Origin of the sequence: Ralstonia sp. 22086, from assembly GCF_052045975.1 — a bacterium.
Classification (GTDB): Bacteria; Pseudomonadota; Gammaproteobacteria; order Burkholderiales; family Burkholderiaceae; genus Ralstonia; species Ralstonia wenshanensis.
In genome coordinates this window covers 273,216-287,970 of sequence record NZ_JBQEPZ010000004.1, presented here as the reverse complement: position 1 = coordinate 287,970, position 14,755 = coordinate 273,216, and the positions used below count along the sequence as shown (strand labels likewise).

Genomic DNA, 14,755 nt, shown 5'->3' with positions numbered 1-14,755 from the left:
TCGGCATGAACAGACGCACGGGCGCGCTGCTCTCGGGCATGGACCACTTGCTGCAGAGCCTGACCGACATCCTCAGCACACGACGCGGCACGCGCCGCGAGCGGCCCGACTACGGCAGCGATCTGCCCGACCGGGTGGACCTGCCCATTACGCGCGGCTGGGTTGCCGCAGCACAGGCCGAAGCCGCACGCGCCATCACACGCTGGGAGCCGCGTCTACGTCTCTCCCGTGTGCGGGTGGAGGGCATTGAAGACGGCAAAGTGGTCTGGCATGTCGTCGGCATCTACAACGAGCGAGCCGTCGATCTGAAGGTGTTGTCATGAGCGTAATCGACCTGTCCGCACTGCCACCGCCCGACGTCGTTGAACCGCTCGACTTTGAAGCGTCCTACCAGCGGCTCCTGGCAACGTTCATGGGGCTGTGTCCCGAGTGGTCCGCCACCATGGAATCCGACCCCGTGGTCAAGCTTCTCGAGCTGCTCGCGTACGTCGACCTACAACAGCGCGCGCACGTGAATGACTCAGCGCGCTCGACCATGCTGGGCTTTGCTGTCGGCGCCGATCTCGAACACCTTGCCGCCGGTCTGGACACGAAACGGCTTGTGGCCGTGCCGGGCGACCCGGAAGCGTTCCCGCCCGTCGCACCCATCATGGAGTCGGAAGCCAGCTTGCGCACGCGCGCACAGGGCGCATTCGAACGCCTTTCCGTCGCCGGCCCGCGCGCCGCGTATGAGCTACACGCACGCGCCGCAGACGGCCGCGTGGCAGACGCGCGGGCAATCTCGCCGGCGCCTGCGGAGATTGTCGTTTCCGTGCTCAGCAACGAAGGCGACGGCACCGCATCTGACGAGCTCGTCGAGCGCGTCCGGCTGGCGTTAAGCGATGAAGACGTCCGCCCGCTGGCCGACCGGTTGACCGTACAAGCGGCGCGCATCCTGCGGTACCGGCTGCGCGTCGTGCTGTACCACTACCCGGGCCCGGAGGCTGAGCCCATGGTGGCGGCCGCATGGGACCGGCTCCAAGCCTATGCGCAAGAGCAGCGCCGCATCGGTCGGGACGTCCGGCGCTCTGCCATCTTCGCCGCCGCGCACGTAGCAGGCGTGCAGCGCGTCGAAGTGACCGCGCCTGCGGAAGACATCATTGTCGACCTGACAGAGGCGTCTTACTGCACCGGCATCGACGTTGTTGTCGGGGGCGCGGATGAGTGACAAAACGCTGCTGCCGGCCAACGCAACGCCGCTCGAGCGGGCACTGGCGCAAACCATCCTGACGCTGCTCGATACGCCCGTTCCGCTCAATCAATTGTGGGATGCGGACACGTGCCCCGTGTCGCTGCTGCCATACCTCGCAAGCGCCCGCTCGGTTGACCGCTGGAACGCCAACTGGCCCGAAGAGGTCAAGCGGCGCGTCGTGCGAGACGCATTCGCCGTGCACCAGCGCAAGGGCACGGCAGGCGCGCTGCGTCGCGCCCTTGAACCGCTGGGATACCGGTTGACCGTTCGGGAGTGGTGGCAGACGCAGCCACCTGGCAGGCGCGGCACGTTCTCACTCGACGTCGGCATCGAAAACACGGGCGCTACTGAAGCGACGTACGACGAAATCGAGCAGATCGTCGACGACGTGCGGCCGCTATCAAGACACCTGACAGGGCTCACGCTCAGTGCAGAGATTGCCGGTTACGCCGGCACGCACGCCGCCTGCCTGGAGGGCGACACGGTGACGGTGTACCCGTACATGCCCACGGCAATTGCCACAGAGGGCGCCACGCACATCGCGGTGGCCGCCCACGTTGTTGAAATCACTACGGTATCGAATGGCTAAGTACTTTGCGACTTTGACGGAGACGGGCGAGGCCAAGATGGCCCGCACGCTCGTCTCCAACACGATGGTCCCGCTCACCGAAATGGCCGTGGGCGATGGCGGCATCGATGGCGGCGCGGATGCGGATGTGATGCCCAGCGCCGCGCAACGCGCACTCGTGCGCGAACGCCACCGCCGGCCGCTGAATCGCCTCGTCCGCGACGAGAAGAACCCGAGCATCGTGATCGCCGAGGTCTACCTGCCTGAAGAGGTCGGCGGCTGGTGGTCTCGCGAGCTGGGCTTGTACGACGAAGACGGCGAGCTCTTCGCGGTCGCCAACGTGCCGCCCAGCTACAAGCCCGTGCTTGCAGAGGGCTCCGGGCGCGGCCAGTTCTTCCGCATGATGCTGATCCACAAGGCGGCCGGCAATATCGTTCTGAAGATCGATCCGGCCGTGGTCGTGGCAACGCGCGAGTATGTCGACGACGAGGTACAGGAGCTGCGCCTCGCCCTCGAGGAGAAGGCGGATAAGGCCACCACCCTCGCGGGCTACGGCATTGCCGATGCCGTGACGATCTTGCAAGGCACGGCGGCGGGTATCGGCGCAGATCTGAGCCTGACCAACGGCATTGTGGGAGATCTGAACGCGGTGACAGCGCCCGGCGAGTACTACTACAACACGACGAACATCAATGGGCCCTCCGTCTGCGGCCTGCTGAAGGTATGGCGCGAGCACGGAACCACCGTCTATCAGGTTGCGCATGCAGACACCAATGATGTCTATACGCGTCGCCTGCTAGACGGGGCGTGGGTGCCTTGGCGCAAGCTTGCGGCAACCGACAGCCCCGAGTTCACCGGTACACCGCGGGTGCCGACGCCTGCCATCGGCGATAACAGCCTACAGGCAGCAAACACCGCCTTCGTGCGCGCCTACGTGGCTTCTGCAGTCACCGGCAACGAGGTTGGGCGCATCTTCTTTGAGGTGCGCACGCTGCCTCGCGCGGGCTGCTTGCGGCTCAACGGAGCGTTGCTCATGCGCGCTGACTATCCGGAGCTCTTCGCCTATGCGTCGGGTACCGGCGCCATGGTTACCGAGGCCGAGTGGTCTGCGAACGCGTGGGGCTGCTTTTCCATTGGAGACGGACAGTCCACCTTCCGACTGCCGGAGTTCCGGGGCGAAGGTTTGCGGTGTTGGGATGATGGGCGTGGCATCGATGCCAAGCGCGGCGTCGGCAGGTGGCAAGACAGCCAGAACCGGCAGCACACGCACACCGGCGCCAGCGCTGCGGCGGGCGAACACGCGCACTTGGCGTGGACCGACGCCCAGGGGTGGCACGCTCACACCGGCTCCACGTCGGTGGGCGGCGCGCATGCCCACGGTATCGGCGGTGGCATACCCGTCGCCCCGGTGGGCGCTTGGTCATACCGCGATGCGGGCGGAAGTTGGTCGGTCACCAGTACCACCGACGGCAACCACAGCCACACCGTGTACCTGGACGGCAACGGTTCGCACGGCCACAACGTCGGCATCGGCGCCAACGGTTCTCATAGCCACGTCATCACCATCAACGCGGACGGGGGCACCGAGGCGCGCATGCGCAATGTCGCCTTGCTCGCCATGATCCGTGCATTCTGAGGGTTCACATGTTGATTCACCATTACGACAACCAGACCGGCCAATATTGCGGCAGTCAACTGGCCGATGCAGATCCGCGCGCTCCGGGGCGCTGGCTGCTGCCGGCCTTCGCAACGGATCAGGTGCTACCGGAGCGCACCGCCGAAACCTGGCCGTTCTTCCGTGACGGCGCATGGATGCTGCTGCCGGATTTTCGGGGCAAAGTGCTGTATCGAACCGACACAGGCGAGCAGGCCGAGATCGTCGCGCCCGGGATCCGCCCGCAAGACATCGGGCTGACAGTTGACCCGCGTCCCTCCGCTGAACATATCTGGAAAGACGGCAGGTGGCAGTTGTCCGCCGAGCAGGTTGCCAAGCGAGCGCGCGATGAGGCGATGGCCGTCTTCAACGGAAAGATGGAAATCGCAAGACTGGCCAACGCCGGCAAAGCCGATGCCTACGCCGCAGGACTGCTGTCCGATGTGGAGGTGGCAATCTTTAAAGCGTGGGCTGCGTATCAGATGGATCTTGTGCGCGTCCTGTCTGCGCCGACCTTCCCCGCGGGCATTGATTGGCCTGATGAACCCGATGTAGAAGCCGTGACGGCCCAGGTGCTCGCCGAACAGGCGGCGGCAGAGCAGCTTGAGAGAAAGCGCGCCGAGGAGGCAGCCGCCGCGGAGGCGGCCCAGGCGCCGGTGGATGCCGACAACACCGACACCCAGACCTCCGACACATGACGCAAGCCCCATAGGAAACCGACGCGCCGCTCCCTACCGTAACGAGAGTCATCGGCGTGCGTCATGCACATGCGCCCATGACGACCCTTTCACGCTGAACAGTTGAGGAGCAATCATGGCAAAAGTCGTCGTCACCCTTGTGGGGCACAACAAAGAGAATCTCGTCGGGCCGGCCGTCACCGTCGGTACGGCGCGCTGGGGCCATAACGGCGTCGATTTCGGCAAGGAAATCGAGATCGCCGAGGGCACTTACACCGTCACGGTGTACAGCGCAGGGAAATCCATACACACGCAGCAGGCGCATGTGCCGCGCGACGGGCGCTATCCCATCGAGATCGACATCGACAACTAAGTCGACATAGTGCGCTGGCCCGTCAGCGCGCTAACCCTGTACCCAGCAAGCCCCGCCATCGAGCGGGGCTTTTTCATTTCCACATCCCATCGAGGAGCCGCATGGCATCTTCATTCTTCCACGGCATCACCACCACGATCGTCGACACCGGCCCGCGCCCGATCGCGGTGCCGTCCTCGTCCATCATCGGCCTGGTAGACACCTACACCCCCGGCCCGGATCTCGTGCAGCCCGATGTGCCGGTGCAAATCACCAACCCGCGCGAGGCGGCGCAGGCCTTCGGCCAGGACAGCGCCATCACGCGCGCCATCAACGCCATCTATACCCGCACCTCTGCGGTCATCGTCGCCACCGGCGTCGCGCAGTCCGACGATGCTGATGCGCTCACATCGAGCGTGATTGGCGGCACCACCGGCGCCGGCATGCGCACGGGCCTGCAATCGCTGCTCGATGCCAAATCCCGCTTCAACGTGCAGCCGCGTTTGCTGATCGCGCCGCAGTTCACCGCGCGCCAGCCGGTCGCCACGGCCGTTGATGCCCTGGCCTCCAAGCTGCGCGCCATCGGCATCATCGACAGCCCGAACACCACCGACGAAGCCGCGCTCGCGTACGCACGCAACTTCGGCTCCAAGCGCCTCTACATGGTCGATCCGGGTGTGCGCACGTGGGACACCGCGGCCAATGCGGAGGTCGATGCACCGGCATCTGCCTACGTGGCTGGCCTGTTTGCGTACACCGATGCGGAGTACGGCTACTGGGCGTCGCCGTCCAACAAGGAATTCGTCGGCATCACCGGCACCGGCCGGCCCATCGAGTTTCTTGACAACGATCCGACCTGCCGCGCCAACCTGCTCAACGAGGCCCGCATCGCCACCATCATCCGTGATGGCGGGTATCGCCTGTGGGGCAACCGCACGTTGTCGGCCGATCCGAAATGGTCGTTTGTCACGCGCGTGCGCACGCTCGACATCCTCATGGATGCAGCGCAGGCCGGTCACAAATGGGCCATCGACCGTGGCATCACCAAAACGTACGTCCACGACGTCACCGAAGGCCTGCAGGCGTTCATGCGCGACCAGCGCAACGCGGGTGCCCTGATCAACTTCGAGGTCTACGCAGACCCGGTGCTGAACACCGCCAGCCAGATCGAGCAGGGCCGCGTCGTGTGGAACGTGCGCTTTACCGACGTCATCCCGGCAGAGAACCCGATCTTCCGCTTCGAAGTCACCAACGAGTGGCTGACCGAAGTGCTCGACACCAAATAACGGAGGTGCATGTTGGTACCCGAGACACTCTACAACTTCAACCTGTTTGTGGATGGCAACAGCCTTGCCGGCAAGGCGCCTGAGGTCACGCCGCCCAAGCTGAAGATCAAGACCGAGGACTACCGCGCCGGCGGCATGGATGCGCCCGTCAAGCTGGACATGGGCATGGAGGCGATGGAAGCGTCGTTCTCGCTCGTCACGCTCGCGCCCGCTGTACTGAAACTGTTCGGCCTTGCGGATCAAAACGCCTTCAACGGTACTTTCCGCGGCGCTTTTCGCACGACCGATGGCAAGACGCGCCGCGTCGTGCTCGTCCTGCGCGGCATGCTGTATGAGGTCGATCCGGGCTCCTGGAAGCCGGGCGAGAAGTCCGAATCCAAGTACTCCCTGAGCGTCAACTACTACAAGCTCGAAATCGACGGCCGCGTCTGGCATGAGATCGACGTGCTCGGCTGCAAGCGCGTCATTGACGGCGTCGACCAGCTCGCCGAAGTGCGCGCCGCCATCGGCCTGTAAGCCACCACACGAGACACACCACCATGCAAACCACCACCATCAAGCTGAAGTTTCCCGCCGTCGTCAACGGCGTCAAGGTCGATGCGCTCACGCTGCGTCAGCCCACCGTGCGCGACATGCGCGTCGCCGGCCAGCAGGCGGGCGGCGATGAAGAGCTGCGCGAGATCCTGCTCTTCGCGTCGCTCGCCACCGCCGGCCAGAACGACATCGAGGGCCTGACCTACGTCGACTACCAACGCGTGCAGCGCGGCTACTTTCGGCTGCTGGCCGACCGCGAGGCTACCGATGCCGGACATCAAGCGGCTGACCAAGCGCCTGCTGTCGATGGGCGTCAGCCCACGTGACATTGACGCCATGACGGTCGACGACATGGTGTGGTGGTTGACCGACTGACGCGGCAACGCAGCGCCACACAGCAGGAGCACGGATGGCAACAAAAGACATAGCGCTTGGCATCCTCATCGGTGGCGCGGTCAGCTCAACCTTGGGCCGTGCCGTCAACGAGGTGGGCACCAAGCTGGATGCACTCAAGAAGCGCGCTGGCGAGGCGCGCGTCTGGCAGAACACCATCGGCGAGACGCAGCGCCTGCAGCGTGAGTTTCGCGACTTGCACGCCGCCGGCGACAAGGCCGCCGATGCAGTGCGGCGCAAGATCGAGCGCAATACCCGCGCGCTGCGCGATGCCGGGTTCGAGGTCGACCGCCTAGACCGCTCGTATCAACGCCTCGGCCGCACCGCACGCGGGCTGGAACTGCGCGCCCGTGGTACTGCACTTGTGGCAGATGGCCGAGACCGCCTGCGCAACACCATCGGCGACACCACCAAGTTTGTCGCCGCAGCGGCGGTACCGACCGCCATCTCGGCCGGCTACGAGGCCATCATCCGCGACATCGCCATCAAGGCCGGTGCCGCGCGCACCGACAAAGAGCGCGAGATGAGCAGCGGCATTGCCGCCTCCGCGCAGCAAAGCGGCATCGGCCGCAACGTGCTGGCAGATGCCGTCAACCAGATGGTGTCGGCCGGCATGGACGTCGACCGCGCGCTGTCGTTCGCGCCGCTGGTGGGCAAGTTCTCCGTCAGCCAGGGCGCGGACCCGAAGGAAACCGCCCGGATGATCCAGGCGCTCGAGCAGAACGCCAAGATCGCCGACCCGGCCAAGATGGCGCAAGCGCTGGAAACCATCGCGTTTCAGGGCAAGGAAGGGTCGTTCGAATCGAGCGACATGGCCCGCTGGTTCCCCGTGCTGCTGGCTGACATGCAGAAGCTGGGCATTGTCGGCAACTCCTCCGTCGAGCAGCTCGGCGCGCTGCTGCAGGTGCAGATGAAAACTGCCGGCAGTGCAGATGAGGCCGCCAACAACACCAAGAATTGGTTCTCCAAGATCGGCAGCGGAGAAACGGCCGGCAACTACGCCAAGGCTGGCATCGACTACGAAGCCAAGATGCGCGAGGCCATCGGCAAGGGCTGGAGCACGATGGAAGCATCGTTTGTGCTGGCCCGCGCCTACATCGAGCAGGCCGACCCCGAGAAAGCCAAGCAGCTTGCCGCCGCCGCGCAGCAGTTCAATAGCGAATCCGACCCCGCCAAGCGCGAAGCGCAGATGCGTGCGTTTGCCGAAACGATGAAGACGGGCGACCTCTTCAACGACATGCAGGTCAAAGCCGCACTCACGGCCTACATGCAGAACGCCGATCTGTATCAGCGCCTGAAAACCGAGGGCGCCAAGGCCGCGGGCGAGATCGAGAAAGACCTGGCCGACCGCCGCGATAGTTCCAAACAGAAATGGGCCGAGGTCGGGCAGGCGTGGGATGAAGCCATGCGCCGCATTGGCGATGCGCTCAAGCCCGTAACGGATTCGGTGGCGGATCTCGCCGCTGGCGCCGGCACCTCTGTCGGCAAGCTGGCGGCCGAGTCGCCCAAAGCCACGGTCGCCATCGGCGGTGTGCTGGCGTCGATTCTGGCGTTCAGGACCGGCCGGGCTGTATGGAAGATCGGCAAGGGCGTGGCTGACATCGGGCGGGGCACTGCCGTTGCAGCAGGCGTTGGCCGCGCGGCCGAGGTGGCTGGCACCGCCGCCAAAGTGGCGCCGGCCGCAGCGAAGGCGCCGGGCGTGTTCGGTGCTTCGGGCCGGTTCCTGAAAGGGGCAGCGCCCAAGCTGGGCAAGATTGGCGGTGTCGCTGGCGTTCTGGCGCTGGTGGGCACGGCCGGCATGGCAAGCGCCGAAGCGGCCGAGCGCCCTGGCTCCAAGGCTGACAAAGCCAAAGCCATCGCCGGCATTGGCGCAGGCCTCGCGGGTGAGCTTGCTGGCGGTGCAGCAGGCCGCGCCATTGGCGCCGTGGCCGGTACCGCCATTGCAGGGCCCATCGGCACCGTTGTTGGCGGGCTGCTTGGCGGCATGCTCGGTTCGTACCTGGGCGGCAAGGCCAGCACTGCGCTGGCCGACCGTGCCCTCAACGACAAGAAGCCCGAGGCAGCACCCACAGCAGGCGCGCCCGTCCTGCCTGCCGGCGCGCAGGAAGCGCTCGGTACCGCCCAGGCAGCCGCCAATGCGCCGCCGCCACGGTTGCAAGTCGACCAGCGGTTCGAGTTCGCACCAAAGATCGACCTCACGGTCAACGGCGACGTCAAAGACCCGCGCAAGCTCGCTGAAGAACTGATGCCGCACTTGCGCCGCCAGTTCGATGACTACGCCGCGCAGCAACGCCGGGCCGCCATGTCGGACGGCTCGCACGTGTAACGGAACAGATCATGGATTTTCAGAAGTTCGCATCCGCAGCGGCAACGCATGCGGCGCGCGCGGCCGAGCATGTCCGGCAGATGGAGCGCTTGCTCGACAAGCCTGACGGCAGCGGCGATGCAAACGCACGCCGCCGCGAGGCGCAGGCCTTGGGCGACCTAGGCAGCGCTGGCAGCGCGCTTGCCGCCGCCGGCGAGGCCATCGGCGGTACCGGTCGCGTGACGGCGGTTAGAGGCGCGGCACAGCGTGCTCTCAACCTGACAGACGCCGCGCTGGGCGCCATCCACCGCACCGCCGTTGGCGAGCGGTTCAACACTGTCCTGCGCGCCGCCCAAACCACCGGCGACGCACTGGCCACCGTGCGCCGCCGCCTCGATGCCGTGCTGCCCGCCGTCACGCCCAACGTGCGCAGCCTGGTGCCCAGCTACGCGCTGGGCCCGGACAAGATCCTCGGCGCTGGCCAAACCGCTGGCGCCACCGAACGCCTGCTCGTGCTGTCCACCGACGACGGCGAGCAATTCCAGTTCGGCCTCTCGACCGCGGCATACGACCGCCTACGCCGCGAGACCCGCTACAACATCGCCGCGCAAGAACGCATCCAGCGGCAAGAGGCATTGCAGGCCGTGGGCGCCGGCGGCGACACCATCACCGTATCGGGCGCCATCTTCACCGCCGGCGGCGCCGGGGCAGGGCAGCTTGACCGCCTGCGCGCCATCGGCGCCGCGCTCAAGCCCGTGCAGCTCACCACCGGCTCGGGCGACGTGCTCGGCCGCTACTTCCTCGACCGCGTTGGCGAAGAGCAAGACGGCCTGCTTGCCGATGGCACGCCGCGCAAACAGGGTTTCGATTTGGAGTTCCGACGCTATGGCGATGACTATCAGAACATCTGACGGCGATGTGCTGGACGTGCTGTGCTACCGCGCATACGGCACGCTGGCCGGCACGGTGGAGGCTGTGCTCGATGCCAACCCCGGCCTCGCCGCGCGGCGCCAGCCGTACGCTGCCGGCGTGGAGATCTTCCTGCCCGACCTCACGCCCGCGCGTGACGAGCCCATCCAGCTTTGGACGTAGCGTATGGAAGCCCAATTCGAAGTCCTGGCAGACGGCAAAGACATCACCGCGCTGCTGCGCGATCGCGTGCTGGAAATCCGCCTGACCGACAAGCCCGGCATGGAAGCGGACCGCTGCGAGATCCGCCTGGATGACCGCGACGGCAAAATCGCCTTCCCGCCCAAGGGCGCCAAGCTGCGTATCTCGTTCGGTTGGGCGGGCAAGGGCCTGTCCACGCGCGGCACGTACGCCGTTGACGAGATCGAACTGAGCGGCCCACCGGCCACCATCGTCATACGCGGCAAGCCGGCCGACATGCGCGCCACCGCCAAGGCCCAGCGCAACGCCAGCTATACCGGCACCACGCTGGCCGCCATCGTGGCGAGCGTGGCCGCGCGGCACGGCTGGAAGCCCGCTTGCACGAGCGAGGCGCAGATCGAACGCGCCGACCAGTTTGGCGAGAGCGACCTGCACTTCATCACCCGGCTTGCTCGCCAGTACGGCGGCACGGCAACGGTCAAGGGCGGCAGGCTCATCGTTGCCCCGCGCGGCGGCGGCAAGTCGGCAGACGGCAAGCCGCTGGCGCCCATCGTGCTGCGGCCGACCGACCTCATGCGCTACCGCCTGACGTTTCCTGATCGCAGCAGCGTGGGCGGCGTCAGAACCCGCGCGCACGATGCCAAGACCGGCCGCAAGATCGATCTGTACATCCCCAACCCGGAAGCGCCCAACGGCCCACCGGCGCAGGCCACGCACACCGACCGGCACGTGCACGCCAGCCCGCAGGCAGCAAAAGCCGCCGCCAAAGCCAAGCTGCAAGACATGAATCGCAGCACCGCCGAAGGCGAGGTGGAGATGATGGGCCGCGGCGATATCAGTGCCGAGAAAACGCTGCGCCTGGAAGGCTTCAAAGCCCAGGCCGACGGCGACTACCTGGCCGAAACCGTCACGCACATCTACGCCAACAAAAGCTGGCTGGTGAACGTGAGCCTGAACGGCGGCAACAGCGGCAAGGCCAAGGCGGGGCAGGGCAAAGCCAAGAAGGCGACCAAGGTGACCAACCTGGTCATTCCGGCGCCACCCAAGCAATAAAACACACGCGTTCGCTGTTGCGAGCGCATCCAAGACAGCCCGCCACCCGGCGGGCTTTTTCATTTCCAAGCCATGAACAAACACTCCTTCAGCAAGGCAGCCGCCTTGCCGCCGGCGCTTGCCGATCGCTGGTGGCCGCACATCGATGCCACGTGCAAACGCTTCGGCATCACCACGCCCGCACAGCAGGCAGCGTTTATCGCGCAGATCGGGCATGAGTCCGCCGGCTTCACGCGCGTCACGGAATCCTTCAACTACGCCGTGGCAGCGCTGCCCGCCATGTTCTCGCGCGTCACGCCCGCCTTGGCCGCGACGCTCGGCCGACACCCGGGCGAGCGCGCGGTGCCGCTCGAGCGGCAGCAGCGCATTGCCAACATCGCTTACGCCAACCGCTACGGCAATGGCGATGCCGCCAGCGGCGACGGCTGGCGATACCGGGGCCGCGGGCTCAAGCAAATCACCTTCCGGGCCAACTACCGCGAGTGCGGACACGCGCTGGATATCGACCTCGTTGCGCGGCCCGAGCTGCTGGAGCGGGACGAATACGCCGCGCTCTCCGCCGGCTGGTACTGGTGGGCCTTTGGGCTCGGCAAGCTGGCCGACGCCGGCAAGTTTGACGAGATCACGCGCCGCATCAACGGCCTGGCCATGGAAGGCGCAGAGGCACGCCGTGCGCGCTGGGCGGTCGCCAAACAAGCATTGGGAGCATAGATGGCACAGCCAACAGGTTGGGGCGCGCTGCTGCGCGTGTTGGACACGATTTTGCCCAGTGCGGCCGGCGCGCTGGTGTCGTTGCGGTTCATTCCGGGCACGCCGGTGCAGCGCGTGGCTTCGCTGCTGCTGGGCATTGTGTGCGCGCATTACCTCGGCAACGGCGTCATCGGCTTCTGGCAGGTGCCAACGGGGCTGGTGTCGGATGCCGTCAAGTTCATCGCCGGCGTGTTCGGGCTGACCATCGTCGGCTACGCATACGGCGAGCTTCCGGCGCTGCGGCGCCTGGTGCACGACTGGCTGCAGCAGGCAGCGCAACGCTGGACAGGAGGCCGCAAGGAATGACGCTCACCCAAAACGACGTGCTCACCGCCATCGACATCGTGGCGCTCGTGGCCATCTGCGCGGGCGCGGCGTGGTCTGCCCTCACGCAGGCCATTCCGCACGGGCTGCGCGGTGCGCTGCTGCTGTGCGCCGTCGCCCTGTGCGCGCTAGGCAGCGCCGCCGCAGCACTCCACGCCCATCGCGACATCGCCACCGTGCAACTGCATTGCGTGCTGGCGGTGGCGGGCCTGTGGGTCACGTACATCATCCGACAAGGCAAAGCCAATGAACTTCGCAATCGCCCGGCTCCTGGCAGTGGCAGCGGTGGCTGCAGCAGCTGCGTGGGGCTGGCAAGCCAACCGCTACGAAACCGCCATCGCGCAGATCCAGCGCGACCACACCATCGAGCGCCAGACCGCCGTCGATACCGTCGTGACGGCGCTCCAGGCTGCCATCGCCCGCCACCGGCAGCTTACCGACCAGCTCGACGCGCTCGACCGTACCCATTTCTCGGAGATGCAACGTGCCACCGCTGAAAACACGCGTCTGCAGCGCGCTCTTGCTGCAGGTGATGTACGGATGTCAGTGCGCGCCCGTTGCCAACCCGACGCCCGTGCCGGCGCAAGTGAAGATAAGCCCGGCCCCGGCCTGGGCGATGGAGCCGCCGGCCGATGTGAGCTATCTGGAGAGGATGCGGCGGATCTTGTCGATCTCTTCGCCGGGGCAGAGCGGGATGCCGAGAAACTGAGATACTTGCAGGCGCGTGAGCGTGCGGTTGAGGGGGCTGGTGTTTGTGTTCAGCCGTGACGGGGGTGCAACAGCTCGGGCGAACGTGAACGTCCGCAGCCAGAAGTAGACCTTCGACAGTCACGAATGAATTGGCGACAATCCGGAATCGAATTTTCCTTCTCCATCTACGCACCCGGCAAATATGACGACTCTGGCTACCGATCGGCTGACACTTCGTAGGCTTGCGATCCAAGACATCGACGTGTTCCTGACCATGGAGTCAGATCCGGAGGTGATGCGTTACACAACCGGTCTTATAGAGCCGACCCCGAGGCGCCGCGATGAGCTTTTGGCGGCAGTTTGCGCCGCCAACGCCGATGGTTTGGGGCACTGGTGCGTGGAGCGAGACGGGGTTGCGATTGGGTGGACCAGTCTGACACCGCTCGAAGAAACTGGGCGAATTCAGCTTGCCTACCGCTTCGTTCGCACGGCTTGGGGGAAGGGCTATGCCACTGAAGCTGGGCTAGCGATGGTCAAATACTCGCAGTCTGTACTTGAACTGCCGGAATGTGTTGCCGTGGTCTGGCCGGGCAACAATGCTTCTATTCGTGTTTTATGCAAACTGCAGTTCCGCCGCGAGGGTGCGGCTTGTCACCATGGATGTGAAGTGGAGGTCTATCGCAGCTCGTATTGATGCGGGCCCCTGTGCTCGAGCGAGACTTTCACTGCATTTTTGGGGATGTCTGTGCGGCCGTTGTTGGAATGGCCGAGTTCGGCCAACAACGGCCATTCTGGACGGCCGCACCGCCGCCAATCGCCCAGCGATGCGAGCCCCATCCCAGCCCCTACACCCCCGCCTCAATCAAATCCGAAATCTGCACCGACGCGCGCGCAAAGTCGGTCAGCGCGCGGGCGCGCTTGTGCCGATAGCTGCCGGCGGAGATGACGACGGGTTCTTTGGCTTCGTCGTCCTGCAGGACGATGAGCATGCCGGTGTAGCGGTCTGCCTGGTAGATGTGTTTGTTGAGCAGTTGCAGCGCGCGCTCGACGTCGGCGGGGTAGAGGCTGGCGAGGTCGGCGGGTGTGCGGGCGGCGGCGGGCGCGTCGTCGATGCACGGTTGAGCCGTGAACTGGCCGGTCTTGCGGATGGCCGGCAGGACGATGGATGTGACCCACTTGCGGAAGCGGTGCGGTACGGTGCCGGGTTTCATGGCGTCGCGGCAGCGCAGGACGAGCGTGTACATGCCGGATTCGCTGATGACGTTGGCCTGATCGTTCCCCCGGGATAAGCCCTGAATTGAAGTTAGGGCTTTCTCGTCGGCATCGAGAGAAAGAAGCGCCTTGGTCGGATTCGTGAGTTGCAGCGCGCGGCACACGTCGGCTGCAACGAACCACGGCTCATCGTCACGCATGACAACGCGGACCGCATGGGATTCGAAATTGAAGGTGTTGGGGGTAGGGGCGAGCGCGGACGCGCCAATAGACGTACCAGTCATGGCATGACTCCGAAGTAGCGGTGTGTGAACCGCCAACCCGACGCCAATCGGGTGGGCGGAACTGTGCAGGTTGGCGTACCGGTACTTCGGAACCGGCAGGGCCGAAGCCCTCCTGCACAGCCCGCCCGAAGGAGAACCATGCTGCGCAAACAAAAAGCCGCGACCAATGTGTAGGCGCGGCTCGTATGCGCCGAAGTATACCGGGACGCCAATCCCGTGTGCCGGTGTTTCCGGCGACCGGCCGAGTATACGGCTGGTTGGGGTTACGTGCAAACAAACGGGTTAATGCAAAGAAATCAGCCGCTGACCGACTTGTTGGACCGGCTCACCCC

18 protein-coding genes are annotated in these 14,755 nt (G+C 65.6%); 17 read left to right on the top strand and 1 reads right to left on the bottom strand.

Going from position 1 to position 14,755, the window contains the following annotated elements; genetic code table 11:
- The first annotated feature begins 5 nt into the window (after positions 1–5).
- The 17 genes from ACTJK6_RS18615 to ACTJK6_RS18535 all read left to right on the top strand — a co-directional run bounded on the left by ACTJK6_RS18615 (position 6) and on the right by ACTJK6_RS18535 (position 13,621).
- Positions 6–323 (top strand): GPW/gp25 family protein, encoded by a 318-nt coding sequence (locus ACTJK6_RS18615; RefSeq protein WP_260803368.1) that lies wholly within the window; start codon positions 6–8, stop codon positions 321–323.
- The gene (locus ACTJK6_RS18610) at positions 320–1,207 is read left to right on the top strand and encodes a baseplate assembly protein (protein ID WP_440839793.1); all 888 of its coding nucleotides are present in this window, start codon (positions 320–322) and stop codon (positions 1,205–1,207) included. Before ACTJK6_RS18615 ends, ACTJK6_RS18610 begins: the two co-directional genes overlap by 4 nt.
- Positions 1,200–1,820, top strand: coding sequence for a phage tail protein I (locus ACTJK6_RS18605; protein WP_440839792.1), 621 nt, complete (start codon positions 1,200–1,202; stop codon positions 1,818–1,820). Before ACTJK6_RS18610 ends, ACTJK6_RS18605 begins: the two co-directional genes overlap by 8 nt.
- Positions 1,813–3,435: a phage tail-collar fiber domain-containing protein gene (locus tag ACTJK6_RS18600; protein ID WP_440839791.1), complete on the top strand. Its 1,623-nt coding sequence runs from the start codon at positions 1,813–1,815 to the stop codon at positions 3,433–3,435. Before ACTJK6_RS18605 ends, ACTJK6_RS18600 begins: the two co-directional genes overlap by 8 nt.
- 8 nt (positions 3,436–3,443) lie before the next feature.
- Positions 3,444–4,151 (top strand): tail fiber assembly protein, encoded by a 708-nt coding sequence (locus ACTJK6_RS18595; protein ID WP_440839790.1) that lies wholly within the window; start codon positions 3,444–3,446, stop codon positions 4,149–4,151.
- A 115-nt stretch (positions 4,152–4,266) separates the two neighbouring features.
- The gene (locus tag ACTJK6_RS18590) at positions 4,267–4,503 is read left to right on the top strand and encodes a hypothetical protein (RefSeq protein ID WP_316664502.1); all 237 of its coding nucleotides are present in this window, start codon (positions 4,267–4,269) and stop codon (positions 4,501–4,503) included.
- A 101-nt stretch (positions 4,504–4,604) separates the two neighbouring features.
- Positions 4,605–5,768 (top strand): phage tail sheath subtilisin-like domain-containing protein, encoded by a 1,164-nt coding sequence (locus tag ACTJK6_RS18585; protein WP_440839787.1) that lies wholly within the window; start codon positions 4,605–4,607, stop codon positions 5,766–5,768.
- A 12-nt stretch (positions 5,769–5,780) separates the two neighbouring features.
- Positions 5,781–6,284, top strand: a complete 504-nt coding sequence (locus ACTJK6_RS18580; protein ID WP_322016903.1) for a phage major tail tube protein — start codon at positions 5,781–5,783, stop codon at positions 6,282–6,284.
- Between the two features lie 23 nt (positions 6,285–6,307).
- The gene (locus ACTJK6_RS18575; RefSeq protein WP_440839785.1) at positions 6,308–6,628 is read left to right on the top strand and encodes a phage tail assembly protein; all 321 of its coding nucleotides are present in this window, start codon (positions 6,308–6,310) and stop codon (positions 6,626–6,628) included.
- Between the two features lie 83 nt (positions 6,629–6,711).
- Positions 6,712–9,021 carry a phage tail tape measure protein gene (locus ACTJK6_RS18570; protein WP_440839783.1) on the top strand — a complete coding sequence of 770 codons (2,310 nt, stop codon included), beginning with the start codon at positions 6,712–6,714 and terminating at the stop codon, positions 9,019–9,021.
- Positions 9,022–9,032: 11 nt separating this feature from the next.
- Complete coding sequence (locus ACTJK6_RS18565; protein ID WP_440839781.1) at positions 9,033–9,911, top strand: phage tail protein; 879 nt, start codon at positions 9,033–9,035, stop codon at positions 9,909–9,911.
- A complete protein-coding gene (locus ACTJK6_RS18560; RefSeq protein ID WP_102079707.1) occupies positions 9,886–10,092 on the top strand; it encodes a tail protein X in 207 nt (68 codons plus the stop codon). Before ACTJK6_RS18565 ends, ACTJK6_RS18560 begins: the two co-directional genes overlap by 26 nt.
- Positions 10,093–10,095: 3 nt before the next feature.
- Positions 10,096–11,163, top strand: a complete 1,068-nt coding sequence (locus tag ACTJK6_RS18555; RefSeq protein ID WP_440839779.1) for a phage late control D family protein — start codon at positions 10,096–10,098, stop codon at positions 11,161–11,163.
- A gap of 72 nt (positions 11,164–11,235) precedes the next feature.
- On the top strand, positions 11,236–11,874 hold the full coding sequence (locus ACTJK6_RS18550; RefSeq protein ID WP_440839777.1) for a glycoside hydrolase family 19 protein: 639 nt from the start codon (positions 11,236–11,238) through the stop codon (positions 11,872–11,874).
- Positions 11,875–12,219, top strand: coding sequence for a hypothetical protein (locus tag ACTJK6_RS18545; protein ID WP_440839775.1), 345 nt, complete (start codon positions 11,875–11,877; stop codon positions 12,217–12,219).
- A 264-nt stretch (positions 12,220–12,483) separates the two neighbouring features.
- Positions 12,484–13,005, top strand: a complete 522-nt coding sequence (locus ACTJK6_RS18540) for a lysis system i-spanin subunit Rz (protein ID WP_440839773.1) — start codon at positions 12,484–12,486, stop codon at positions 13,003–13,005.
- Between the two features lie 124 nt (positions 13,006–13,129).
- On the top strand, positions 13,130–13,621 hold the full coding sequence (locus ACTJK6_RS18535) for a GNAT family N-acetyltransferase (protein ID WP_440839772.1): 492 nt from the start codon (positions 13,130–13,132) through the stop codon (positions 13,619–13,621).
- A 151-nt stretch (positions 13,622–13,772) separates the two neighbouring features.
- Here the strand turns inward: ACTJK6_RS18535 and ACTJK6_RS18530 are convergent, their stop codons facing one another.
- A complete protein-coding gene (locus tag ACTJK6_RS18530; RefSeq protein ID WP_440839771.1) occupies positions 13,773–14,423 on the bottom strand; it encodes a BRO-N domain-containing protein in 651 nt (216 codons plus the stop codon).
- Positions 14,424–14,755 lie beyond the last annotated feature (332 nt).